We start from the raw sequence: 24,661 nt of genomic DNA, 5'->3' as shown, positions 1-24,661 counted from the left end.
CCATTCTTTTTCTCCTTTGATAAAATAACCAAAATTTTAAAAAGGAGAGAAAATGGGTGCTACTGACTTCTCTTATATTATAGATACATTCTTCGCACTCTTCGCAATGACACTCATTATTTTTATGGTACCTGGCTTTGCTATGCTTGAAGCGGGGCTTGTCAGAACGAAAAACGTTACAGCGGTTCTAACTGTCAACACTATGATTTATGCCGTTGCTTCAATGGCGTTTCTTCTTATAGGTTATACTTTGGCATTTGGATCGTGGGAAAACGATTCTATGAGTAAATGGGCTGCGTTTCTTTTTCAGATGGCATTTGTTGGAAAAGTTATCAACATTATGAGCGGTGGTGTTAGTGAAAGGGTTAGAATAATTCCTCTTACTATATTTACGGTAATTATGGCTGCCGTTATCTATCCTCTGGTAGTAAACATATCTTGGGGCGCGGATCTTTTACAAGGAACTGTTCTTGATCTGAACATGTATGACCTTGCGGGTTCAACCGTAATCCACTCTACAGGCGGATGGGCGCTATTGGCTGCTATTCTTATAATAGGCCCGAGGAAAGGGAGATATGCAGACGGAAAAGTAAAAGTTATTCCGGCATCTAACATTCCGCTTGTAGTACTTGGTGCCTTTATCCTCTGGATAGGTTGGTTCGGTTTCAACGGCGGAAGCGTGGGTTCAATCAGTTCGAAAGAGAATGCTGATGCGGTTGCGTTGACCGTTATGAATACAAATACGGCAGGTCTTGCAGGAGCTATCATAGTAGGGATTTTGATGTATATAAAATACAGGAAATTTGATATTACTATGATATTAAACGGTGCTCTGGGCGGACTTGTGGCTATTACAGCAGGGCCTGATCTATATGACAAATACACCCCTATACTGATAGGCGCAGTGGGTGGCGCACTTGTTGTATTTGCGGTTCCATTCTTTGACAAACTGAAAATCGACGATCCTGTAGGTGCTTTGTCAGTTCACCTTGTAAACGGTATATGGGGGACTGTGGCAGTCGGTATTTTTGCCTCTAATCCGCAAGAGGGTATAACTCTCATGGGACAGCTTAAAGGTATAGCCGTCATTGGACTTTTTGCTTTTGTCTCATCTTTTATAGTTCTGTTTGTCATCAACAAAATAATCAGATTCAGAGCAAGTGATGAAGCTCAGGTGGAAGGACTTGACGTAAACGAATGCGGGCTTGAAGCCTATCCTGAATTCAAAAGAGCGATATAGTTAGGAAGAAGCGGGAATAAAATCCCGCCCTTCACCCTTTTATCAACCTGTTCGCTTCGCTCACTATTTCGGTAAACCGGCGTAGGCGATGCAGGCTCCGCCCGCATATTCGCCTCGCCGTGCGAGCCTGAAAAAGCAAAGCAGTTTGCTTTTTCTTTACGGCTCTCCCTTCAATCTTCGTCCTTCAACCTTTTTTTTCGATATAATTCTTTCAAAAACCGAAAGGTAAAAGATGTTATCAACCATTTTCAGAGAGTATGATATAAGAGGAATTTTCGAAAAAGAACTCAATGAAAAAACTGTCAAACTGATAGGATATTTTTTAGGAAAAAGAGTAAGAGAGATTGGCGAATATGTAGCGATAGGGTATGACGCCAGGACTCATTCTCCTCTGCTTTTCGGCTATCTTGCCAGCGGGTTTAACAAAGCGGGCGTCAAGGTTCTGAATATGGGGATGGTGCCCACTCCGGTAAACTATTTTTCAAATTATTGCGATTTTGACGGTATTGTTCCCAATGCTTCGGTAATGATAACAGGTTCACACAATCCCCCTGAATATAACGGGTTTAAAATAACGATAGATAAAAAACCGTTTTTCTCCGATGATATATATGCACTTGGACGAGAAGTTTTGGCAAACAAAGATATGCATATAGAAGACAACGAAGAACACATAACAATAGATGTAAAAAGCAGATATATATCATATATGCTGCGAAGCTTTTCCCATCTGAAAGGACTCAACGCAAAAATAGCAGCCGACTGCGGGAACGGAGTTGCTGGCATAGTTCTTGAAGATATATTCAAAGGATTGAATTTGGACTATAAAGGACTTTTCTGCGAGCCTGACGGTACATTTCCCAATCACCATCCCGATCCTTCGGAAGAGAAGAACCTCAAAAGTGTAAAGGAGGCACTGAAAACGGCTGATATAGGTTTTGCATATGACGGAGATGCGGACAGAATAGCTGTGCTTACAAAAAAACACAATTTCAAAGGAGACCAGCTTGCAATACTCTTTGCAAGGCAGATGAAAAATCCCGTAGTAGTGGGAGAGGTGAAATGTTCACAGGTAATGTATGACGAGATAAACAAAATCGGCAGAGCTGTAATGTGGAAAACCGGCCACAGCAACCTTAAAGTCAAAATGAAAGAGATTGATGCGGATCTTGCTGCGGAAGTAAGTGGACATATATTCTTTGCGGACAGATACTACGGGTTTGACGATGCTATTTATGCCACTTTGCGGGTGCTGGAGCTGATAAAAAACGGTATGGATCTGGACAAAGAGATAGAAAAACTGCCAAAAGTGTATAACACTGAAGAGATAAAGATAAAAACAGATGAAGATAAAAAGTTTAAAATCATTGCAAGACTCAAAGAGTTTCTTAAAAATCCACCTGCCGATTTTCCAAAAATCAAAGATATAATAGACGTTGACGGTGTTCGTGTTATTTTTGAGAACGGATGGGGGCTTGTAAGGGCATCAAACACCACACCGGTACTTGTTATGAGATTTGAGGCCCAAAGTCCAGAAGATGCAAGGCTTTATCAGGAGAAACTGACCGAACTTGTAGAAAAAGCACGGGAAGAGATGTAAAAGATATCTCTTAAGCACTCAATAGTTATAATTATAAAAACATATATTTACATGAGGAAAAAATGAAACTTGTACTGAAATCACCCCTTGATATGCATCTGCATCTAAGAGATGCGGATATGTTAAAAATCGTAGCGCCATTAAGTGCTGAAAGTTTTAGTGCGGCGATAATAATGCCAAACCTTATTCCGCCTGTTTCTACAAAAGAGGCTGTTCAGGGGTACAGAAAAAGGATCAAAGAGGCGATAGGCGGTGAGAAATTCGAGCCTTTGATGACGCTTTTTTTCAGGACTGAATATGATTATGAATTTTTGGAAGAGATCAAAGAAGATATAGCCGCTATAAAACTTTATCCTGCAGGCATCACCACCAATAGTGAAGAGGGGATTGACAATTTCAGTCTTGATGCTCTTGCTCCTGTTCTTGAATCTATGAGCGAACTTGGGATACCTCTTTGTGTTCACGGAGAGACGAACGGTTTTGTCATGGACAGAGAGGCTGAATTTATACCCATTTATGAAAGGCTTGCAAAAAGGTTCAAAAATCTCAAAATCATAATGGAACATATTACTACAAAAGATGCCGTAGAGGCGCTTGATAGATATGAAAATCTATATGCCACTATAACTTTGCATCATCTTTATATAACACTTGATGATGTGGCGGGAGGACTTTTGAAGCCGCATCTTTTCTGCAAACCGATTGCAAAAAGACCGGAAGACAGGATGGCTCTCAGGCGTGTGGCTTTCTCTGCTCACCCAAAAGTTATGTTCGGAAGCGACTCAGCCCCTCATCCGAGAGAAAAAAAAGAGGCTCCAGGATGCGCTGCCGGAGTTTTTACCGCTCCTATAGCTCTTCAGGCGCTTGCTCAGATTTTCCATGAAGCAGGTGTTTTGGAAAATCTTCAGAAGTTTGTAAGCGACAATGCGCAAAATATTTATAAAATTAAACCTCCCGAAAAAGAGGTAGTACTTCTATATGAAGATTTCGAAGTGCCTCAAAGCTACAGTGATGTGGTACCTATGTTTGCGGGAGAAAAACTCAAATGGAGAATAGAGAGTGTCTTATAAAATTCTTCTATTGGAAGATGATGTTCTGTTTGCCGAGACAATAGAGGATTTTTTGGATGAAGAAGGATTCGAAGTAGATGTGGTTTCTGATGCAAAAGCTGCACTTGAAAAGTGCTATCATAAAAAATACGATATATATCTTCTTGATGTAAAAGTTCCCTATATGAGCGGATTCGACCTTCTTAAAGAACTCAGAGACACAAACGATACCACACCTGCTATTTTTATAACGTCAATGAGAAACAAAGAGGATCTTTCTCAAGGATTCAACACAGGGTGTGACGACTACCTCAAAAAACCGATCGATCTTGATGAACTGCTACTCAGAATCAAAGCGCTTTTGAGAAGAACAGTAGGTGAAGAGTATATCAGATTTGGCGAATTTTCTTTTGATATGAATAGAAAAAGGCTCTACAGAGGCAAGGAAGAGATAGAATTAAATCCCAAAGACCTTGAGCTTTTAGCTCTTTTGCTTAAAAACAGAGGAAAGACAGTTACAAAAGAGATGATTTACAATACCTTGTGGAACCCTGATGAGATCATAAGCGAGGGAGCCCTCAGAGTATATATAAACAATCTCAAAAAAGTTCTGGGAAAAGAGACAATAAGCAATATTAGAAGTGTAGGCTATCGTTTTGAAGCGTGATTTTTATCTGAAATTCGGAATACTATCTCTTCTTTTTGCAATAATTGTTTTAGGTGCACAGTATACTGTTTTCGAGTTATTAGGCTGGAATGAGAAAAGTTTTCTGATTGCTGCTTTTGCCACTATCGTACTAATATCTGTTTTTGGAATACTTATAGCAAAATTCGCCCTTAATCCGCTCTGGGAGACAAACGAACTTTTGGACAGGCTTTTAAAAGACACTCTTCATGAACTAAATATTCCTGTTGCTACCATTATAGCTAATGCTTCAATGCTCAAAAAAAATATTGACGATCCGAAAAAACTCAAAAGACTTGAGAGAATCCAAAAGGCTTCCGACCAGTTGCTGAGGCTCTATAAAGAGATGGATTATTTCATAAAAAGAGAGATTCAGAAAGTCGATTATGAGATATTCAATCTAAAAGAGTTGGTGGAAGAGAGAATAACTGTTTTTGAAGACATTAAAAAAGATATAAAAATTTCATATGATTTGGATGATTTGGATGTAAAAGCTCAAAAAGTAGGATTTGCAAAAGTTATAGATAACATAATTTCAAATTCTATAAAGTATAATAAACCTTCAGGAAGTGTTTTTGTTGTTTTGAAAGAAAAGAAACTGATCATAGAAGATACAGGTATCGGTATGGATGAGAGCGAGATAGTGAAAATTTTTGAGAGATATTACCGTGCCCAGAGTGGAAAGAGCGGATATGGTATAGGTCTTAATATCGTCAAATCCTATTGCGACGAACATAAAATCAAAATAGGAATAGATTCTAAAAAAGGTAGAGGTACAAAAATAACTCTTGATCTCAAAGAGATAGCTGTTTAACACATATTTAACAGATTTTAGAGAAAATACTAAACTACATGGTATAGAGAAAAAGGAGAATGATGGAAAATCTGAAAGAGTTGGTGGACTACGGAATAATAGGAATGTTGTTTTTAATGAGTTTTTTCGCAGTCGGTTTTGCAATTGAGAGGTATATGTTTTACAAAAAAGTAGATCTGAAAAAGTATCGTGAAAAAAATGAACTGGAAATTGATTTGAGTAACAATCTTTCCATTATAGCTACGATAGGATCAAACGCTCCTTATATAGGCCTTCTTGGTACTGTTTTGGGAATTATGCTTACATTTTATGCTATGGGCCAGACAGGAATGGTTCAGACAAAAGAGATAATGATAGGGCTTGCTCTTGCGCTTAAAGCTACAGCTATGGGACTTATTGTTGCGATTCCTTCTACTGTTTTTTATAATCTTTTGGTCAGAAAAATGGAGGTACTTGTGGCAAAATGGGAGATACTGAATGAAAATGAGAAAATTTGATTCTATAAACGTTGTTCCGTTTATAGATGTTATGCTTGTTTTGCTTGTTATAGTTTTGACAACAGCCACTTTTATAGCCAAAGGCGCGATTCCGCTTGATCTTCCTGCCGGAAGCTCAAAAGAGAATCTTCCTGTTAAAAAAATTGAGATTTCGATCACAAAAGATGGGAAATTTTATCTTGATACAAAAGAAGTCAGTGTTGATGAGATAAAAGAAAAAACAGCAAAACTGAACAGAAAAGACCAGATTGTCATACGTACCGATAAAAACAGCAAATTTGAGAATTTTGTCAAAGTTATAGACGTGCTTAAAAATAACGGAATAGAAAATATATCCATAGTAACGGTAAAATGAAAAAATCTTTTTTAATTTCATTTTTTTTGCATCTTTTTTTGTTTGCGTCACTGTTTTATTCATTCAACATTTTTGAACAAAAAGGGAACATTACTGCAATAAAAGTTGCATCTTTTCATACCGTTTCACTGCCGCCTGAAACTTCTGAAAAAAAAGCCGAAAAAAAGAGAGAGAAGCCAAAAAAGATAGTAAAAAAAGAAGAGCCTAAACCCAAACCCAAACCCAAACCTAAACCGAAGCCAAAACCCAAGCCAAAACCGAAGCCTAAGCCTAAGCCGGAACCGAAACCGGAACCGAAACCTATACCAAAACCCTTACCTACACAGACACACAAGCCGGTACCTGAAAAAATTATCGAAAAAGAGGATGAGTATATTGAAGAGATCGCTATGGATGAAATTTTTGAAGATGCAAATGTTACAAGCGACGATTTTTTTGAATTAGCGAGACTGCTTGAAACTACCGTCTCCAAGTCTGCAAACAGAGTATCTTCCAAATCTTATTGCGAAACATACATTTCAAAATATGCAAGCCAAATAAAAGAGGCTATTGAAAAATATAAAAGATATCCGAGGATTGCTAGAAAACTGGGACTTGAGGGGGAAGTTACCATATCTTTCAAAATAAAGCCTTCCGGCGAGATAAAGGATGTAAAAGTTGTTGAAAGCAACTGCAGGAAAATCCTTGAAAAGAGTGCGGTAAAATGTATATGCAGTGCCTCCAAAGAGTTTCCGCTCCCTAAGGAAGATGTCAAAATTTCAGTACCCATTGAATACAAACTAAGATAAAAGGAGTCAAAATGCGCTATCTTGTGACGATTATATTAACTGCGGTTTTGAGTTTCTCATATGCTGCTGGATTTAAAAAGATGGCTTCGGGACATCCCGAGCTTGTTCAAAGCGGGCCTGAAAAGTTATGGTGCAGTGTTTGCGGGATGAATCTGAAGATGTTTTACAAAACTTCTCATGCTGTAAAACTCAAAGACGGCACCGCAAAACAGTACTGTTCTATAAGATGTCTGGCAGCGGACTGGCCAAATATCAAAGACAAAGTAAAAGAGATACTTGTGGTAGATGCTAAAACCGAAAAACTTGTACCTGCAAAAAAAGCGTACTATGTAATAGGCAGTAAAGTACCCGGAACAATGAGTATGGTCAGCAAGATAGCGTTTAAATCCAAAAAAGACGCCGAAGAGTTTGCAAAAAGATACGGCGGCAAAATAGTCGATTTTGAAACATCATTCAAAACCGCTTTTGAGAGTCTTGAAAAAGATAGTGCAATGCTTGCCAAAAAGAAAAAGATGATGATGTATCCAAAAGGCGAAAAGATATATAAAAAGATGTGCAAAAAAGAGATAAAGAGAGAAGATTTTAAAAATATCGGTGAACTTAAAGCGTATCTGGTATCTTCAAAAGTCTGTGGTGATATCAAAGGCAGAAAACTGCAGGCACTTGCTCTTTATATCTGGGAAGCGAAAGACTTGCGTGTATCTGGAAAGAAAAAAAATCCGGCCTGCAAATGCAGTCCATGCAAGTGTAATCCATGCAAATGCGGTATGAATCCAAAAGCTTCTTCAAAACCTGCTGCCGGCAATATAAAGATACCCAAAAATGCAAAATGTCCAGTTTGCGGAATGTATGTTTACAAGTTTCCGAGATGGGCGGCAAAAGTAGTTCTTGACAACGGCAAAGTTCTTTATTTTGACGGGGCAAAAGATATGTTCAAATTTATTCGAAATCCTGCAAAATGGGGATACAAAAATGCTAAAATAAAAGCAATGAGCGTAACTGATTATTACAAGCAGGTTCCCATAAATGCAAAAAAAGCATATTTTGTTATGGGAAGCGATGTATATGGGCCTATGGGAAATGAGCTTATACCGTTTTCTACTCTTAATGAAGCAAAAGTTTTCAAAAAAGACCACAGAGGCAAAAAAATCCTAAGTTTTGATGAAATTACGGAAGAGACAGTAGAAAAATTGGATGAATAGACATATAAAAGTTCTTTTTGCTGCAGTATTTTTTATTGCAATGTTGGGGGCAGGGGAGATCTTGTATATATTTGCAAAAGAGAAGGGATTGAAAATAAAAGAAAAGAGTGTGGCAACTATTTCTCTGCCTGATTTGGCACTCTCTACAGAAGCCCACTTTATCAGGCACAGAAGCCTTGCCGATCTTTTTGAGATTTTCGGAATAGACCCTGAACTTCACCCCTATTTTCCTTCCGATTTTGTATATTCTGCGCCTCCATATCTCAATGCCAAAGAGGAGATAAGAGTTGAACCTTAAAATGCTCGATTTTGCCGTCAACTCTTTAAAACGAAGGGTTTGGAAAAACCTGTCCCTTTTTTTTATTTTCTCTCTTCTTGTTTTTCTTCTTACAACAGTTTTTTTAGTCTCTTTTTCGATAAAAAAAGAGCTGGATATTACTCTCAAAACGCTTCCTGATATCTTTGTCCAGAAAATTGTAGCGGGTAGACTTGAACTATCTGAAATTGACAGAGTATTTGAGATATCAGATATCGCCGGAGTCAGCGAAGTGAGCCCAAGAGTGTGGGGATACTACTATTTTCCAAGAGCCGGAGTCAATTTTAGTGTAATAGGAGTTGACTTTGACCTCTCAAGCTATAAAAAGAGTTTTAACGAGGCTATAAAAAAATATCAAGATTTAAACAGCAGCAATTTTATGATAGTGGGCAGGGGGGTGGAAAAAGTTTTGAAAGAGAACTATTATAAAGACTTTTTCAATTTCGTAAAGCCTGACGGAGAGATGGTAAGAATCGAACTTGTAGGAGTATTTAACGCAAAGAGTGCGATAGAGAGCAACGACGTTATACTTCTGCCTATCGAGACGGCAAGAGAGATATTTGGCATAGATGAAGAAATGGTTACGGATATTGCCGTAAAAGTGCCAAATCCGGTTGAAATCCCAACCGTAGCAAACAAGATATCGTTGCTCTATCCGGATAGCAGAGTTTTGACAAAAAATGACATAAAAGCATCCTATCAAAATATTTTCGATTATAAAAGTGGAATTTTTCTGAGTCTTCTTATTACCTCTTTCTTTGCATTTTTTATACTTGTTTACGAAAAGACAAGTTCGGCTGCAAGTGATACGAAAAAAGAGATAGGGATATTGAAAGCGTTGGGGTGGCGAACGGAAGATGTGTTGCGGCTGAAATTTTTCGAAAGCTCTATCATCTCTTTTGGAGCTTATATGATAGGTATACTTGCTGCATACGGGTATGTATATATTCTACAAGCGCCGCTGATTAGAGATATATTTACCGGTTACAGCCATCTTAAACCCCCTTTTGAACTGATACCTGTTTTTGAGATATCGTTATTGGCAAATATATTTTTGGCAACTGTGCCTGTATATATAGCAGCCACTATCATCCCCTCATGGAGAGCTTCCACAGTAGATCCGGAAGAGGCGATCAGGCAGTGACTTTGTCACTTCTTATCTCGTCAGATGTAAAAAAAGAGAGGAATATGAACGAAAATATAATCGAACTCGAAAATATTACCAAAATATATAACAAGGGGACAAACAGAGAGGTTGTTGCACTGAAAAATATCGATCTAGGGATAAAAATGAATGAGACAGTTATACTCAAAGGTCCCAGCGGCAGCGGAAAGAGCACTCTGCTCTCCATCATAGCCGCTCTTACAAAACCGACTGTAGGTCTCGTGAAGGTAAAAGGAGAATTCATATCAAAAATTCCCGACAGCTTTGCGGCGCTGTTCAGGAGAAAGCATATAGGATTTATTTTTCAAAAGTTCAATCTGTTGGAAGATATGAGTGTATTTGACAATGTGGTACTGCCTTTGATACCGGATACGATCGGGGCAAAAGCGCTTGAAGAGAAAGCTTTGCAGGTAATGGAAAAGTTTTCAATTGTTCACAAACAAAACGAACCTGTAAAAAATCTCTCCGGCGGCGAACAGCAAAGATGTGCAATAGCAAGAGCTATGATAAATTCTCCTGAGATTATTCTGGCAGATGAACCTACGGCAAATCTCGATACAAAACTCTCAAACGAATTTATAGATATTATAAAAGAACTCAAAAATGAGGGAAAGACTATAGTGATTGCAACACACGATCCCAGGTTTGAAGGACTTGAGTTTATAGATAGAATCGTAGAGATAAAAGAGGGCCGTATTGTCTAACGGTGAAAAAGGACTTGGATGTTTTTGAGCCCGGAGATACTTATAAATATATCAGTCGATTTTTTGGTACTGATATTTTGCAGTATCGTTTTTTTAAATGCTTTTTTGATAGTCAGGTATTTTGATATCAAAAAAGACACCCCCCTGCAATACAGACTCGAAAAAAGGAACTATCTCTCTTCCGTGGTCGCCAAGTTCGCTCTTTCTTTAAAAATACCTATGTTTTTCTATTTTGTTTTCACTCTTGATAAGTTGTCTAACGTTATTCCCGGGGCTATGTGTGCCGCAGGTGTAGTGACTGCTTCCGTATACGGGGTGGGGCTTCTTTTTTTGAAGCTGCTCAATATCTATCTTTTTGGTCTTTGGCTGCTGAGTGACAAAGAGGATTTCAATACAAAAGATTTCAGATACACCAAATTTAAATTCAGATTTTTTATTGTGATATTTCTGCTTCTTTTGGTTGAAATCGTAACGGAGGTCTTATATTTTTCGGATATCGACGTATCTAGGATAGTGAGCTGCTGCGGGGCATTGTTCAATCCGGCAAAAACGAGTCTTCTTGGAAGTCTGCTGATGATTGAGAAAACTTATGCTGTGCTTTTGTTTTACATAGTTTACGCAATGCTTCTGTTAGCCGGTTTTTTAAAAAGAGCATATTTTTACGGTCTGCTAAATATAATATTTCTCTTTGTTTCGGTTATCGCGATAATACTCTTTTTCAGCCCTTATATATACGAACTTCCTACGCATAGATGCCCCTTCTGTTTTTTGCAAAAAGAGTATTACTATGCCGGATATTTTATATATATTTCTCTTTTTATAGGCACTTTTTCAGGTATTGCATCGGCATTTTCAAAGCTGTTTTTGAAAAAAGAGAAAAATTTATATGGAGTCTCTTTGGCTTTTAACACCCTTTTTGTTATTATTCTCTCAAGCTATGTGATTGTATATTATCTGAAAAACGGAGTCTGGCTATGAAAAGAGTTCTCTATTTTTTTATTTTGATCGCGTTTTTGATAAGTGGTTGCGAAAAGATAGGTGTTTACAAAGAAGGAAACAAAGAGGGCAAAGCTCTTGACTTCAGACCCGGTGAAGTTCAATGTGTGCAGTGCACCATGCAGGTGGGTTCAAAAGAGCACTCGGCCCAGGCCGTGTTTCCGAACGGAAGGACATACTTTTTTGACGACATAGGGTGTATGGTTTTGTGGCTTGAAAAACAGAAAAACCCTCTGGATATAAAATTGTGGGTATATACCGATGATACGCACAGATATATCGACGCAAGAAAAGCGTGGTATAAACTTGGCGACAAAACTCCGATGAATTACGGCTTTGGAGCCTATGAACATAAAAAAGAGGGAATGATAGATTTTGAAGAGATGAAACTAAAGATGCTTCGTGGTGAAAATATGGCAAATCCTAAAATTAGAAAAAAATTCATAAGAGAGTAGGTACTCTCTTATGCGTAAGTAGAAAAATTTGATTCATCATCAGAAACCGATGATGAATCTGTTTGAGTATTTTCCCCTAAAATCTCCATTATAGAAGCTGTTAATTGAGAGCTGTCCATATTTGCGTAATCTAGTTGGGTTATTTGAGAAACCAAACTTTGTCTGTCCTCTTTTGATAAGGATTGAAGTTCTGTTTTTATCATCTCTCTATCTTCTGACGATAGAGATTGCATGATATTTTTCATATCTCTATTTCCACCATTTAATAAGCCGTATCTGTTCTGATGCATATTTTGCATTCCCATACCATTAACTTGCATTTTATCTCCTTTTGGGTGGATTATTTAAGTATTGTAAGTCAGTAGTGTTAACATAACGTTAATTTATTTCTAAGTTGAGTTTATGAAATGAAGGACATTATAAAAAATAAAAATGGATGTGATTCGATTTAATAGCGGGAAATAATAGAGCAGTAAAAGATTTTTAGAAGTTAAATATAAGATAAACAATATATTTATATTTGGGAAGGGTTGAATGGGATTAGAATCCCATTCCGCCCATTCCACCTCCCATATCCGGCATAGCAGGAGCGGCAGGTTTTTCCTCTTTTATTTCGCTTACAGTTGCTTCTGTTGTGAGTAGAAGGCTTGCAACTGATACCGCGTTTTGAAGCGCTACTCTTTCAACTTTTACAGGGTCGATGATACCGGCTTCAAACATATCTACATACTCTCCGGTTGCGGCGTTGAAACCTATGTTTTCATTTTCCGCACTCTCAACATTGTTTGCTACTACACCAGGGTCAAATCCGGCATTTTCAGCAATCTGTTTCAGAGGAGAAGAAATGGCTCTTAGAATGATTTCGCCGCCTATCTTTTCGTCTCCGCAAAGGTCAAGGTTTACTTTTTTGGCAGCTCTGATGAGTGCAGTTCCGCCGCCTATAACTATACCTTCTTCTACAGCTGCTTTTGTAGCGCTTAGAGCATCATCTACTCTGTCTTTTTTCTCTTTCATCTCTGTTTCAGTTGCAGCACCTACTTTTATAACTGCTACACCGCCGCTCAGTTTTGCAAGTCTTTCTTGGAGTTTCTCTTTGTCATACTCACTTGTTGTTACTTCTATCTGAGCTTTTATCTCTTTGACTCTTGCTTCAACGGCAGCTTTGTCACCGGCACCGTCAACTATAGTTGTATTCTCTTTATCTATGATTACACGTCCAGCCTGTCCCAGATCAGAGAGACTTGCACCTTCAAGTGTGCGTCCAAGCTCTTCGCTGATTACTTGTCCTCCTGTAAGGATGGCGATATCTTGAAGCATCGCTTTTCTTCTGTCACCGAATCCCGGAGCTTTTACGGCTGCGACGTTTAGAGTACCTCTTAGTTTGTTCACAACAAGCGTTGCAAGAGCTTCACCCTCAACATCTTCGGCGATTATGAGAAGAGGTTTGTTTGTTTTTACCACCTGCTCAAGAACAGGAAGCAGATCTTTCATATTTGATATCTTTTTATCATAAAGGAGGATATATGGATTTTCGAGTACTGCTTCCATTTTATCAGGGTCAGTTACGAAATAGGGGCTTAGATATCCTCTATCGAACTGCATACCTTCCACTACTTCAAGTTCATCTTGGATACCTTTTGCCTCTTCTACTGTGATAACGCCGTCTTTACCTACCTTATCCATTGCTTCAGCGATAAGTTCTCCGATTTTCGGATCGTTATTTGCGGAGATGGTAGCAACCTGTGCTATCTCTTTTTTATCTTTTACCTCTTTTGCTATCGCTTTAAGCTCTGCGACGATAGCTTCTGCAGCTTTGTCCATGCCTCTTTTTACTTCGATAGGATTTGCACCTGCAGTTATGTTTCTAAGCCCTTCTTTAAATATGCTGTATGCAAGAACAGTTGCAGTTGTTGTACCGTCACCGGCTTCATCCGCAGTTTTGCTAGCAACCTCTTTTACAAGCTGTGCTCCCATATTTTCTACAGTTGCAGGAAGCTCAATCTCTTTTGCAACGCTCACGCCGTCTTTTGTGATGCTCGGAGCACCGAAACTTTTCTGGATAAGTACGTTTCTACCTCTTGGACCCATTGTAACTTTTACTGCATCTGCAAGTTTTCTGACACCTTCAAAAAGTTCGTTTCTTGCTATATCAGAAAAATGTATCTCTTTTGCTGCCATTATTGCCTCCTTACTTTAAAATTCCTAAAATATCGTCAGTGCTGAGTATCAGGTACTCCTTACCTTCCAGGTTGATTTCTGTTCCTGAATATTTGGCGAAAACTACTCTGTCACCTGTTTTTATTTCGCCCTCTTCTTCAACCTCTTTGCTGATGGCTATTACATTTCCTTCAAGAGGCTTCTCTTTGGCATTATCCGGGATAATGATTCCTGATGGTGTCTGTGCAGGTTCGTCGACTCTTTCTACCAAAACTCTGTTTCCAAGTGGTTGAAAACTCATTTTATCCTCCTTTTATCAAAGTTATTATCCAAATTAGCACTCACTAATTTTGAGTGATAAAATTGTATAGGAAAAACTCTTAAAGATGACTTAAAATTAAGAAGAAACAGAGAAAACTTTAGTCTTTATGACTAAATAAATATGATATTTATTGTTAAAATATTTATTAAATTTATATTGATGATATATCTGTTATAATCGAAAAGTTTAGATAAAAGAATGATACAAAGGCTGTGAAATCATGAAAAAAACCTTAGTTTATATGGTAGTTATAATCTTTTTTATAATTGCTGCTCTATATGGTCTGCTCTTTACCGGAGCAGGAAACAGTATGCTAAAACCGGTAATAGAGTCGAAAATAAACGAAAATCTTCCACAAAAGATAAAACTCGAAGTCTTTTCTCTTACTCCTTCGCAATTTGAGATAAAAGCTGTTTTAGGACCTTCCTCGTATATAGAGGCAAAGGGCTCATATGCAATTTTGGATAAAAGTATAGATGCTGTATATGATGTAAAAATCAAAAAACTTGAAAATCTTGAACCTTTGATAAAGACAAAACTGCGTGGTCCTTTTTCTACTGAAGGTACGGTAAAAGGCAATGAAAAAAAGATGGTCATAAAAGGAAAAAGTGACGTTGCCGACAGCGACACCTCTTACAGTGTCACACTTTCAGAGTTTCAGCCATCAAATGTAGAAGCGGCTGTTAAGAATGCCGAAATAGCTAAACTGCTCTATATGGGAGTTTTGCCTCCGTTTTTGAAAGGCAAGCTTAACGCTACCGTAAAACTTGAAAATCTTGACCCTGAAAATCTTGATGGAGAGATACATGCAAAAGTTGATAAAGGAACGGTAGATACTGCTCTTATGAAAAAAGATTTCAACATCACTCTGCCCAAAACAGAATTTAAAATCTATGCAGATGCAAAACTTGACAAAAACATAGTAAATACCGATGCAAAATTTGTATCGAACCTTGCCAAAATTAACGCCAAAGGGGATGTTGATACTAAAAACTTAGGGATTGATATAGAGTATATAGTCGATATCAAAGAGCTTGCTCTTTTAAAACCGGTTACGGGAGCCGATATAAGAGGAGCTTTCTATATGAAAGGCAATGCGAAAGGTGATAGAAAACTTCTCGAAATTACTGGATCAAGCAACGTTGCAAACAGCAAAACATTATATAGCGCAGTTTTGAAGGAGTTCAAACCATTATCTGCAAAAGTTTCAATAAATGGCGCGAAACTTGAAAAGCTGTTATATATGCTGAATCGGCCAAAATATGCAAAAGCCGACATAGATGCAAAAGCGATGCTTACAAATCTCGATCCGAAAAAACTGGAAGGGAATATAGAACTTTTTGTAAAAAACGGCATAACAAACCCTAAAGTTTTGAAAAACGAGTTCAATCTGACAAATGCAAACATAAGTTTCAAAGCCGTACAAAAAGCCGTTATAGAGAAATCGATTGCAAATGCTACTTTAAAGATTGCATCTTCAGTAGCTAATATGGAAGTGAAAAAAGCGCTGTTTGATCTAAACAGTATGAAATTTGGCAGTGATTTTAAAGTAGATATTCCTGATCTGGATAAGCTCTATTTTGCAACAAAACAGCACCTAAGAGGCAAATTGACGATAATCGGAGACATTAAAAAAGAGAAAGATTTGATAGTCAATGCCCATTCCGATACTCTTGGCGGAACAGTTGATATGAAACTTGTAAATGATGAGGTCATGAAAAAACTCAAAGGCATAAAAGTAACGGCTCTTACAGATATGCTTATGTATCCGAGAGTATTTGATTCGACTATGGATGCGGACCTGGAATATAACCTGAAAACAAAAAAGGGTGTGCTGAATGCGAAACTTCTTGACGGCAGGATATTACCAAATCAGATGACCTTTTTGCTGCAGCAGATGGCAAAGTTTGATATAACAAAAGAGATATACAAAGAGACAAGAGTGACAAGCAAAATAAACGACAAGATAATCATTTCCGATCTTGATATGCAAAGCCGCCTGACCCATATCACTTCAAAAGGTGCTATTCTGGATATGAAAAAAAATAGGGTTGATGCAAAACTTCGTATCGATATAAAAGACAAACCTGTATATGTGAAAATAAAAGGAGATGTAAACAAACCGAAAGTGAGTGTGGATGCAAGAGCTTTACTCAAAAAAGAGGTAGAGAAAAAACTTCAAAAAGAGTTGGAAAAGAAAGTTCCCAAAGAGTTTCAGGAGCCACTTAAAGAGATACTGAAAATGTTCTAAAGTTCAAGGCAAATCTCCTGCTCTGCTAAAAATTTTGTTGACATTCAAGCCTTTTTGAAGTATAATTTCACCTCGTTAATGGCTGGGTAGCTCAGCTGGTGAGAGCGCTGGTCTCATAAGCCGGAGGTCGACGGTTCAAGTCCGTCCCCAGCTACCACGTATTTATGACTACTTCCTGAACTTCTGCGAAATCTTTTTTTGTCAGTGTTATCCAAAGTGTCAAATAAATAAAAAAACATCTAATTCGGAACTACAGAGATTTTCCAAAATCCAAGCAGACACAATTTGTATCATCACTTTTTTGTAATAAATTATATTTTTGAAAAAAACGGTAACTAAAGCCATTTATCACTTTTACAAAGGCTTTATGTTTACTTTTGCAAGTTTATTTAAAAGATACAAAGTTGATTTGATTTTAAAAAATATGTATTATATAATTATGAAATCATTCATAATGACAAGGTTCATAAATGTTTATAAACAGAACGAATGAATTAAACTCTCTCAATAGCGAATATCGAAAAAAAGGATCATCTTTTAGCGTCATTTATAGTAAAAGAAGAGTTGGAAAAACTGCTTTGATTGAAGAATTTATCAAAGATAAGCCTCATATCTATTTTTATGCGACCGAAGTAAATCTCAATCTTCAGTTGGAACTCTTCTCAAAAGAGATTACAAGGTTTTTTGCTCTTCCTAAAGAGTTTAAATTTGAAAGTTTTGAAAATGCATTTGAGTATCTTGCAAAAGCAAAAATAGAAGAAAAGCTGATAATAGCGATCGATGAGTTTCAAAATCTAACAAAAGTCGATAAAACATTCTCTTCTACATTGCAAAAAGCGTGGGATATGTTTCTTTCAAAGTCAAATATCCATCTCATTCTTTGCGGCAGTGTTATATCCATGATGCACAGTGAAGTTTTAAACTATAATGCTCCTTTATATGGCAGAAGGACAAACAGTATTCATCTCAAGCCGATTAAATTTAGATATCTCAATGAGTTTTTACCAAATTTAGATATCCATACGCTTTTAAAAACCTACTCATCTTTTGGATCTACTCCAAAATATCTGCTTTTATATGATCCGAAGCTATCCTTTGAAGAGAACCTAAAAGAAAATATTTTGGATAAAAACAGTTATCTCTATAGCGAAGGCTATTTTTTACTAAAACAAGAGATCAGCGAAACACCCACCTATTTTTCCATACTTGAGGTCATCTCAAAAGGAGATACGAAAATAGGAAATATCGCCTCTTCTCTTGGAGTTAACGCCTCTTTTTTGACAAGATATCTAAATAAACTTATTGAGCTTGATATTTTGGAAAAGGAGGTGCCGGTTACCGAAAAAAATCCTTTAAAAAGCAAATTTGGAAGGTATAGAATAAAAGATAAATTTCTGAACTTTTGGTTTTATTATGTATATAAAAATTATAGCTATCTTGAAATAGGCGAAATAGAAGCTGTTATGCAAGAGATCGAGCTGAATTTTATCGATAGATTTGTCTCTTTCGCTTTTGAGGAAGTGATAAAAGAGCAGATAATCGACGATCCAGAAAAATTTCTGGATTTCAAACCAATGAAAGTTGGCAGATGGTGGAATAATAAAGAAGAGATCGATATCGTTGCATTTGATGATAAAAATATCGCTTTTATTGAGTGTAAATATCAAGAAAAAGTGGATAAGAAAAAGGTTTTAAATGAACTTATCAAAAAAACAAGCTACATAAAACATAATAAAAAAGAGCATTTTTTGGTAGTTACAAAAGAGGAGTTGAAAAAGCTTATTTTGAAATAAACCATCTGGTTTATACCATCAGAGTTATGAGTTTGTTATTCTTAGCGCAGCGAAAATTTTAATTTAATAACCAATGATGTAAAGTGTAATATAGATTTAACAAAATATCTAATTGTATGTTATATGGACTTTGCAAAATTTTTTGAAGAACAACATAGACTGATAGAAAGAGTGTCTTTAAATTTTAAAAGAAGTATCTGTATCTATTGGAAAAAGCACAGATTCTAATAAATCTGCATTATAAAGGAAGAGGATATTCGAAACTTCAAAAGTAGGATAAAATGTATCTGAACAATACAAATCTGATGAGAGCGATAACCGGATATATCAAAAAAGGGAATGAAAGAGAGACCTTTTTTGTCAATCGGATAATAAATTTTTTTTCAAATAGACCCTCATTTTTGAATGAAAATATCTTCTTATCAAAAGAGGGAGACTTTTTGGTGGGTGATTTTACGTTTGAAATAGGAGGAAAAAACAAAACTCTAAAACAGATAAAAGATGTAAAAAACGCATTCGTTGTCAAAGACGATATAGAGATAGGTTATAAAAATGAGATTCCCCTATGGTTGTTTGGGTTTTTGTATTGATAAGTGAAACCGGACATGATTTTGTTAAATAAAAATGTAAAATATAGAAAAAAAAATCTATTTATTATAATAGTTATGAATAAGTATAATAGTTATGAATAAGTTTGCGAGCGGTGTTGCCGTTATAAAATTTTTTAAAAAGGTTAAAAATGCCAAATATAGATTTTTCAGATATTACAAGAGAAGATATTATAAAAGCAATGAATGAATATAAAAAGATTAAAAATACCCCACATTATAATTGGCATAGAGAAAGTGTTTCTTATTCTTTAATTTATAATGGAGAGGAATTTCCTCATAAATATTTAGTAGGAATAGCTTATTCACTTAAATATAAGTTACCCAAAATTTTAGAGTCAAATTTATATAACTCTACCGGAGATCACAAAAAGAGTGCTCAATGGTGTATTGAAAAAAATGGTTTTGATCTATTTGAAGATAAAAAATTTAAAGATTTTTTAGAGAAAAATTATAATAATAAACAAAAAAGAGATACATACTTTAATGGTTTAAAAAAAGGTATCAAAATTATTCAAAAAATCCCTGAATTTAAAGATAAAAAAATTAATGAAATTTTAAAAGCAATAATAGATAAAAAAATAGAATTTAAAAAATTTGAAGAAGCTCAAAAAAAATTGGATTCTAATGATACTAATGATAAAAATCTATTTAAAACTTTAAAAACAAAAGCAAAAGCTTATTTAGAAGCACTAAAAGAAAATAATAATCCAATTAAAGAGAAAGAAAATTTGAACAAAAAAATAGTTAATCGCTTTGTTCCTCTCAACCAAATCCTTTATGGACCTCCGGGAACAGGTAAAACTTATAGCGTTATTGAAAAAGCTGTGGAGATTATCGAAGGCAAAAAGCCGGATTCGAGAGAAAAAGCAAAAGAGAATTTTCAAAAATATAAAGACAGTGGGCAAATAGAATTTGTAACATTTCATCAAAGTTATAGTTATGAAGAGTTTATTGAAGGGTTAAAAGCCGAAACTGATAGTGAAGGAAATATTAGTTACGAAATAAAAGATGGTATTTTCAAAAAAATAAGTGATAAAGCAAAAAAGAATTTTGAAGATGCGGAAAATAAATGGACAAAAAAAGATTTTGAAAATGTTTTCAGAGAAAAAGTTATTGATAAATTAATGGATGAAGAAAAAATTGAGATTCAAATGAAAAGAAAAAAGTTTTATATTTTCGAAATTACCGATAAAAGTATAAAATTTGAAAAAGAAAATGGTAGCAAACAGCATACTCTATCAATAAATACATTAAAAAAAATATACGATATTGAAAGTGCTGAAAAAATTATTAGTGGAGGTTTACAGCCATATTATGAAGGGTTATTAGAGTATCTATTAAGAGATGCTAAAGTAGAAAATAACGAAAATTTAAAAAATTATGTACTAATTATCGACGAAATAAATCGTGGGAATATCTCTAAAATCTTTGGGGAGCTTATAACGCTTATCGAACCGGATAAGAGACTTGGAGCCGAAGAGGAAATGACGGTTACTCTTCCTTATTCAAAAGAGTCTTTCAGAGTTCCCAAAAATCTGTATATTATCGGTACAATGAATACAGCGGATAGAAGCATTGCCCTTTTAGATACTGCACTTAGAAGAAGATTTGAGTTTGTAGAGATGATGCCGGATCCGAATAAATTGGATTTTGAAGTAGATGGGATAAATATAAAATCTATGCTTGAAAGCATTAATCAAAGAATAGAATATCTTTACGATAGAGATCACACAATCGGTCACGCATATTTTATGAATGTCAAAGATTTTGACGATCTCAAAAATATATTTAAAAACAAAATCATCCCGCTTCTTGCAGAGTATTTTTATGATGACTGGGCAAAGATAAGAATTGTTTTGGCAGATAGTCAAACAGATAATGAGAAGTATCAATTTATAAAGAAAAAAGATAATAGAGTAAAAGAGTTATTTGGGACAGAAGATATCGATGATTTGAATGATGAAAAAACAGTTTACGAGATAAATTATGATGCTTTTGAGAATCCGGAAAGTTATATAAAAATTTACGATTAAGAAAAAGAATGAAGAATAAATTTTATCAAGTTATAGAGTATGAGACTATTGATAAAGAAAAAGTGGGTGAAAAGTTTTTTAAAGAGCTTGAAGCATTTGCCCAAGAAAATGAAAATCTGTTTTTAGGCTATTCAAGAAAAGGAGTTTTAAAAAGTCAAAACTTTGTAGGTGTTATCCAGACAAAAAGTGGTTTTGTTTTGGAAATATTGCCAAAAATCTCAAATAAAGATGATTTTGAAAAATCAAAAAAGATTTTGTTGAAAATGTTAAAAACGTTAAAAAACTCTCCATTCAAATACTCCCAAAAAGCAAATCTAAAAACAAAAAACTTACCTTTGCTTGAGATTTTTATAGAGATGTTTCTAAACGAACTTGATATATTGGTTAAAAAGGGAATAAAGAGCGACTATATAACCAGGGTTGAAAATCAAAACTTTTTAAAAGGAAAATTGAAAATAAAAGAGCAGATATCCAAAAACTTTATACACAAAGAGCGCTTTTTTGTTGAGTATGATGAATATCTTCCGGACAGAATCGAAAATAAAATCATCAAAACCACACTTAAAAAACTTTATTCTTTATCTAAAAGTTCAAAAAATCAACAAAGAATCAGAGAGTTTTTATTTGTTTTCGATGGGATAAATGAGATAAAAAATATAAAAGCGGCATTTTCCAAAATAAAATATGATAGAAGCATGAGTTATTATCAAAATTCACTTCTTTGGTCAAAGCTGTTTTTGTTGAACAAGTCTTTTACGCCTTTCAAGGGCGGTTCGTCGGCATTTGCACTTCTGTTCGATATGAATCTGCTTTTTGAAAGCTATGTAGGAAATTTTTTAAAAAGAAGATGTAAAAACATAAAATTACAAGATAAAAAACATCATCTTTTCGAGAAGCCGGAAAAGTTTTTGTTAAAGCCAGATATAGTTGTAAATGATGGCAAAATAGTGTTAGATACAAAATGGAAAATAATCAATGATGAAAAAGATATTTCCCAAAACGATCTATATCAGATGTTTGCCTATGCAAGTAAATATGAAAATTGTAAAAAAGTCTATCTGGTTTATCCGTTTATCGAAAAAGTAGATACAAACAGATATATAACAGAATTCCACAGTCGTGAAGATAATAAAAAAAGAGCGGTTACCGTCAGACCGATATTTTTTGATCTGGTTGAAGATGAATTGAAGGTTTATTAAGCAAAAAAGCATGAAATGTTTAAAAGAGAGGTGATAAAGTCAAGCCACACATAATATCCACTTTCCGCGTAAGCTTCTTTAAATTGAACTTTCAAGCAAATTATAATCATACAGGTTATCGCAACATAGATTGTTATTATGAAGCCCGATATGAAATATTGTCAATAGAGGATATCGACAATTACTTGCATCAACAATAAATATAATTCAAGACAAAACCAGACACAATCTGAACTTTCTATATTTTATAATCATACAAATCAAAGGAGATTGTATGAATATAAATAGACTACTTTCTGCTATTGATAATAAAACAAAGAACTTTTTTCATATAAAACAGACAGATGAAACAAAAAAGCTGATGAGTCTATACAATCTAAATTTAAAAGAGACAGCAATATTTTTAGTCGTATTAAAACATTTATTGGGAAATAGTAGATATACATGTTTGGAAAATTTGCTTGAAAGTAAAAAGGTTGATTATGGGACCAAAGAACATTTGGAGGTACTAAAAGTTTTAAGAAGTCTTGAAAAAAAGGATTTGATAATTCTCGAGAAAAGCGGAAGAAGGAATATTTCAAATCCGGAAATAAAAATAGATGAAGATGTATTTAATGAACTGGTTTTGAAGGATAATGATTTTTCAGAAGTTGATTTTAGTGATAACTATAAAATTATAGATTATGTACACTCTCTTTATAATAAAAGACATGAAGAAAATATATCTCAAAAAAAGTTTTTTAGAAGAGTTGAAGAGATAAGTAAAAAAATAAAAGATGATTATTTTAGATCTATTTTGTGTCCTTATTCTACAATTGAAAAGGTAGTGGTATTTAAAACCATCATTGAAAAAGTTTTGGGCGATAATGGGGGATATGCTACGGATCTTGCTGAAGAAATATTTGACAACCTTTCAGAAATAGCAGGTTTTATGGAAAAAATCTACGCAGAAGATTTGAAGATTATAGAAAACAAGATAGTGAGAGTTGAAGAGGAGGGAAAGTTTAGAAACGATCCTCGATTGGAAATTGAAGAGAAAGTTTTTTATCGGCTTTTTAAAGTGAAAAAAAGAGTAAAAAGAGAGTTTGCTTCAAATGTTGTCAAATATTTGTCTTACAAAAAAATAGATCAGGATATCTATTTAGATAAGGAGATTAAAACCCAAATAGATTTAATAGCAAAAACTATAGATAAGAAAAATTTTGACTCTATTACAAAAAAACTCAGAAACGCAAAACTATCAAGCGGCATTGTAGCGCTTTTTTACGGATTTCCAGGGACAGGAAAAACTGCGACAGCTTACTATCTGGCTAAAAAATCACAAAGAGACATTTTGCAAGTAGATATATCAAATATTCGAGACAAATATGTAGGCGAGAGTGAAAAGAGACTAAAAGCGATATTTAAAGAGTATGAAAGAGCAAAAGAAGAGTTAAAAACTACGCCTATTTTGCTATTTAACGAAGCAGATGCTTTGATAGGACAAAGGTTAAATACAAGAGACAGTGTAGATGTTATGAATAACGCTATGCAAAATATTCTGCTTGAAGAGCTTGAAAAGTTTGACGGCATTTTTATAGCTACAACAAACCTGATTGAAAATATGGATGAGGCTTTTAACAGAAGATTTCTTTATAAAATAGAGTATAAAAAGCCAAGCAAACAGGTCAGGAAAATGATTTGGTTAAAAAGAGCTCCTCAAATAAAAGTATTTATTGATGAAATAGCTGATTTTGAGCTAACAGGAGGACAGATAGAAAATATCGCTAAAAAAGTGCTTTTGGATTCTATATTGAATCAAAAAGAGATTACTTTAAACATTTTGGAATCCCTTATAAAAGATGAAATTGGTTTTAAAAATGATAAAATCAGAAAAATCGGGATTTTATAAAGGGTTCCCGTTTTTATCAAATTCGATATATTTCTCTTTATCGTACCGATATATGAATCCAAAATAAGGGATTTCTAATTCATAATTTTTTATCCACTTTTTAATAATCTTTTGAACATATTCGGTTTGTTCGTGGAGTTCTTTATCGACTATCCTCTCTTTATCCACTTTTATTGTAAATTTCCCCAACACCATGGCCCCGGACCAACTTGATGGTTTGTAATGGTGTTTTACTTTGATATACGCAGGAAATACTGTTTTTAATCTATTTATTCTATCTTTGGCTATTTTGATCTCATCACTCAGATCTATCTCTAAAATTTCACAGATTTTATTTAAAAACTCTTCATTTGAATATAAAAAATCGTAAGAGGAACCATTTAAAAATTCTTGGATCGAACTTTCGAAGAGTATACTGATCCTTTTATTGCATTTTTTAAGATTTTGATAATTCAATTTTTTGCAGAGCTCGTTTTTATCGTATTTTTTCAGGGCGTCTTTAAGCTTATTCATTTGACTCCTCTCTTTTTATTTAAAA

24 protein-coding genes and 1 tRNA gene are annotated in these 24,661 nt (G+C 35.0%); 21 read left to right on the top strand and 4 right to left on the bottom strand.

Translation table 11 applies throughout. The annotated features are described in order from the left end of the window. Positions 1–52 precede the first annotated feature (52 nt). The 14 genes from EPR_RS06925 (at position 53) to EPR_RS06860 (ending at position 11,866) form a co-directional block, all read left to right on the top strand. Complete coding sequence (locus EPR_RS06925; protein WP_200762515.1) at positions 53–1,240, top strand: ammonium transporter family protein; 1,188 nt, start codon at positions 53–55, stop codon at positions 1,238–1,240. A 232-nt stretch (positions 1,241–1,472) separates the two neighbouring features. Beyond that, a complete protein-coding gene (locus tag EPR_RS06920) occupies positions 1,473–2,840 on the top strand; it encodes a phosphomannomutase/phosphoglucomutase (RefSeq protein ID WP_200762514.1) in 1,368 nt (455 codons plus the stop codon). A gap of 62 nt (positions 2,841–2,902) precedes the next feature. Further along, positions 2,903–3,910, top strand: coding sequence for a dihydroorotase (gene pyrC / locus EPR_RS06915; RefSeq protein WP_200762513.1), 1,008 nt, complete (start codon positions 2,903–2,905; stop codon positions 3,908–3,910). After that, positions 3,900–4,556, top strand: coding sequence for a response regulator transcription factor (locus EPR_RS06910; RefSeq protein WP_200762512.1), 657 nt, complete (start codon positions 3,900–3,902; stop codon positions 4,554–4,556). Before pyrC ends, EPR_RS06910 begins: the two co-directional genes overlap by 11 nt. Beyond that, positions 4,546–5,388, top strand: a complete 843-nt coding sequence (locus EPR_RS06905) for a sensor histidine kinase (protein WP_200762511.1) — start codon at positions 4,546–4,548, stop codon at positions 5,386–5,388. Before EPR_RS06910 ends, EPR_RS06905 begins: the two co-directional genes overlap by 11 nt. Before the next feature lie 62 nt (positions 5,389–5,450). Then, a complete protein-coding gene (gene exbB / locus EPR_RS06900; protein WP_234697101.1) occupies positions 5,451–5,885 on the top strand; it encodes a TonB-system energizer ExbB in 435 nt (144 codons plus the stop codon). After that, positions 5,866–6,240: a TonB system transport protein ExbD gene (gene exbD / locus EPR_RS06895; protein WP_200762509.1), complete on the top strand. Its 375-nt coding sequence runs from the start codon at positions 5,866–5,868 to the stop codon at positions 6,238–6,240. The genes exbB and exbD overlap by 20 nt, the downstream gene beginning before the upstream one ends. After that, positions 6,237–7,028 (top strand): energy transducer TonB, encoded by a 792-nt coding sequence (locus EPR_RS06890; RefSeq protein ID WP_200762508.1) that lies wholly within the window; start codon positions 6,237–6,239, stop codon positions 7,026–7,028. The genes exbD and EPR_RS06890 overlap by 4 nt, the downstream gene beginning before the upstream one ends. 11 nt (positions 7,029–7,039) lie before the next feature. Next, positions 7,040–8,230, top strand: a complete 1,191-nt coding sequence (locus EPR_RS06885) for a nitrous oxide reductase accessory protein NosL (protein WP_200762507.1) — start codon at positions 7,040–7,042, stop codon at positions 8,228–8,230. Further along, a complete protein-coding gene (locus tag EPR_RS06880; RefSeq protein ID WP_200762506.1) occupies positions 8,223–8,528 on the top strand; it encodes a hypothetical protein in 306 nt (101 codons plus the stop codon). Before EPR_RS06885 ends, EPR_RS06880 begins: the two co-directional genes overlap by 8 nt. Further along, positions 8,518–9,690, top strand: a complete 1,173-nt coding sequence (locus tag EPR_RS06875; protein WP_200762505.1) for an ABC transporter permease — start codon at positions 8,518–8,520, stop codon at positions 9,688–9,690. The genes EPR_RS06880 and EPR_RS06875 overlap by 11 nt, the downstream gene beginning before the upstream one ends. Before the next feature lie 2 nt (positions 9,691–9,692). Continuing rightward, the gene (locus EPR_RS06870) at positions 9,693–10,415 is read left to right on the top strand and encodes an ABC transporter ATP-binding protein (RefSeq protein ID WP_200762504.1); all 723 of its coding nucleotides are present in this window, start codon (positions 9,693–9,695) and stop codon (positions 10,413–10,415) included. A gap of 18 nt (positions 10,416–10,433) precedes the next feature. Beyond that, entirely contained in the window at positions 10,434–11,393 is a 960-nt protein-coding gene (locus EPR_RS06865) for a hypothetical protein (protein WP_200762503.1), read from the top strand. Further along, positions 11,390–11,866, top strand: a complete 477-nt coding sequence (locus tag EPR_RS06860; RefSeq protein WP_200762502.1) for a hypothetical protein — start codon at positions 11,390–11,392, stop codon at positions 11,864–11,866. Before EPR_RS06865 ends, EPR_RS06860 begins: the two co-directional genes overlap by 4 nt. Positions 11,867–11,874: 8 nt before the next feature. Here the strand turns inward: EPR_RS06860 and EPR_RS06855 are convergent, their stop codons facing one another. From EPR_RS06855 to groES, 3 genes are all read right to left on the bottom strand, one after another. After that, the gene (locus tag EPR_RS06855) at positions 11,875–12,186 is read right to left on the bottom strand and encodes a hypothetical protein (RefSeq protein WP_200762501.1); all 312 of its coding nucleotides are present in this window, start codon (positions 12,184–12,186) and stop codon (positions 11,875–11,877) included. A gap of 220 nt (positions 12,187–12,406) precedes the next feature. After that, positions 12,407–14,044 (bottom strand): chaperonin GroEL, encoded by a 1,638-nt coding sequence (gene groL, locus EPR_RS06850; RefSeq protein WP_200762500.1) that lies wholly within the window; start codon positions 14,042–14,044, stop codon positions 12,407–12,409. 10 nt (positions 14,045–14,054) lie between these two features. Continuing rightward, positions 14,055–14,324: a co-chaperone GroES gene (gene groES / locus EPR_RS06845; RefSeq protein ID WP_200762499.1), complete on the bottom strand. Its 270-nt coding sequence runs from the start codon at positions 14,322–14,324 to the stop codon at positions 14,055–14,057. 241 nt (positions 14,325–14,565) lie between these two features. Here groES and EPR_RS06840 point away from each other — a divergent pair, with 241 nt between their 5' ends. The 7 genes from EPR_RS06840 to EPR_RS06810 all read left to right on the top strand — a co-directional run bounded on the left by EPR_RS06840 (position 14,566) and on the right by EPR_RS06810 (position 24,123). Beyond that, positions 14,566–16,596, top strand: a complete 2,031-nt coding sequence (locus tag EPR_RS06840; RefSeq protein WP_200762498.1) for a hypothetical protein — start codon at positions 14,566–14,568, stop codon at positions 16,594–16,596. 80 nt (positions 16,597–16,676) lie between these two features. After that, a tRNA-Met gene (locus EPR_RS06835) sits at positions 16,677–16,753 on the top strand. 313 nt (positions 16,754–17,066) lie between these two features. After that, positions 17,067–18,389, top strand: coding sequence for an ATP-binding protein (locus EPR_RS06830; RefSeq protein ID WP_200762497.1), 1,323 nt, complete (start codon positions 17,067–17,069; stop codon positions 18,387–18,389). Positions 18,390–18,670: 281 nt separating this feature from the next. Continuing rightward, positions 18,671–18,979 carry a hypothetical protein gene (locus EPR_RS06825; RefSeq protein ID WP_200762496.1) on the top strand — a complete coding sequence of 103 codons (309 nt, stop codon included), beginning with the start codon at positions 18,671–18,673 and terminating at the stop codon, positions 18,977–18,979. A gap of 149 nt (positions 18,980–19,128) precedes the next feature. Further along, a complete protein-coding gene (locus tag EPR_RS09330) occupies positions 19,129–21,033 on the top strand; it encodes an McrB family protein (protein WP_275944505.1) in 1,905 nt (634 codons plus the stop codon). Positions 21,034–21,041: 8 nt separating this feature from the next. Further along, on the top strand, positions 21,042–22,232 hold the full coding sequence (locus EPR_RS06815) for an McrC family protein (RefSeq protein ID WP_200762495.1): 1,191 nt from the start codon (positions 21,042–21,044) through the stop codon (positions 22,230–22,232). A gap of 274 nt (positions 22,233–22,506) precedes the next feature. Further along, positions 22,507–24,123: an ATP-binding protein gene (locus EPR_RS06810; RefSeq protein ID WP_200762494.1), complete on the top strand. Its 1,617-nt coding sequence runs from the start codon at positions 22,507–22,509 to the stop codon at positions 24,121–24,123. Here the strand turns inward: EPR_RS06810 and EPR_RS06805 are convergent. Further along, positions 24,118–24,636, bottom strand: a complete 519-nt coding sequence (locus EPR_RS06805; RefSeq protein ID WP_200762493.1) for a hypothetical protein — start codon at positions 24,634–24,636, stop codon at positions 24,118–24,120. The genes EPR_RS06810 and EPR_RS06805 overlap by 6 nt on opposite strands. Between the last annotated feature and the right edge of the window lie 25 nt (positions 24,637–24,661).

It is taken from the genome of Nitrosophilus alvini, assembly GCF_015100395.1.
GTDB lineage: Bacteria > Campylobacterota > Campylobacteria > Campylobacterales > Nitratiruptoraceae > Nitrosophilus > Nitrosophilus alvini.
This window is presented reverse-complemented; position numbering and strand designations above follow the sequence as displayed.

Bases quoted from the DNA above. Each gene is read 5' to 3' on its own strand.
- EPR_RS06925 (WP_200762515.1), top strand. From the start codon at position 53: ATGGGTGCTACTGACTTCTCTTATATTATAGATACATTCTTCGCACTC.
- EPR_RS06920 (WP_200762514.1), top strand. From the start codon at position 1,473: ATGTTATCAACCATTTTCAGAGAGTATGATATAAGAGGAATTTTCGAA.
- pyrC (WP_200762513.1), top strand. From the start codon at position 2,903: ATGAAACTTGTACTGAAATCACCCCTTGATATGCATCTGCATCTAAGA.
- exbB (WP_234697101.1), top strand. From the start codon at position 5,451: ATGGAAAATCTGAAAGAGTTGGTGGACTACGGAATAATAGGAATGTTG.
- exbD (WP_200762509.1), top strand. From the start codon at position 5,866: ATGAAAATGAGAAAATTTGATTCTATAAACGTTGTTCCGTTTATAGAT.
- EPR_RS06890 (WP_200762508.1), top strand. From the start codon at position 6,237: ATGAAAAAATCTTTTTTAATTTCATTTTTTTTGCATCTTTTTTTGTTT.
- EPR_RS06885 (WP_200762507.1), top strand. From the start codon at position 7,040: ATGCGCTATCTTGTGACGATTATATTAACTGCGGTTTTGAGTTTCTCA.
- EPR_RS06880 (WP_200762506.1), top strand. From the start codon at position 8,223: ATGAATAGACATATAAAAGTTCTTTTTGCTGCAGTATTTTTTATTGCA.
- EPR_RS06865 (WP_200762503.1), top strand. From the start codon at position 10,434: ATGTTTTTGAGCCCGGAGATACTTATAAATATATCAGTCGATTTTTTG.
- EPR_RS06860 (WP_200762502.1), top strand. From the start codon at position 11,390: ATGAAAAGAGTTCTCTATTTTTTTATTTTGATCGCGTTTTTGATAAGT.
- EPR_RS06855 (WP_200762501.1), bottom strand. From the start codon at position 12,186: ATGCAAGTTAATGGTATGGGAATGCAAAATATGCATCAGAACAGATAC.
- groL (WP_200762500.1), bottom strand. From the start codon at position 14,044: ATGGCAGCAAAAGAGATACATTTTTCTGATATAGCAAGAAACGAACTT.
- groES (WP_200762499.1), bottom strand. From the start codon at position 14,324: ATGAGTTTTCAACCACTTGGAAACAGAGTTTTGGTAGAAAGAGTCGAC.
- EPR_RS06840 (WP_200762498.1), top strand. From the start codon at position 14,566: ATGAAAAAAACCTTAGTTTATATGGTAGTTATAATCTTTTTTATAATT.
- EPR_RS06830 (WP_200762497.1), top strand. From the start codon at position 17,067: ATGTTTATAAACAGAACGAATGAATTAAACTCTCTCAATAGCGAATAT.
- EPR_RS06825 (WP_200762496.1), top strand. From the start codon at position 18,671: ATGTATCTGAACAATACAAATCTGATGAGAGCGATAACCGGATATATC.
- EPR_RS09330 (WP_275944505.1), top strand. From the start codon at position 19,129: ATGCCAAATATAGATTTTTCAGATATTACAAGAGAAGATATTATAAAA.
- EPR_RS06815 (WP_200762495.1), top strand. From the start codon at position 21,042: ATGAAGAATAAATTTTATCAAGTTATAGAGTATGAGACTATTGATAAA.
- EPR_RS06810 (WP_200762494.1), top strand. From the start codon at position 22,507: ATGAATATAAATAGACTACTTTCTGCTATTGATAATAAAACAAAGAAC.
- EPR_RS06805 (WP_200762493.1), bottom strand. From the start codon at position 24,636: ATGAATAAGCTTAAAGACGCCCTGAAAAAATACGATAAAAACGAGCTC.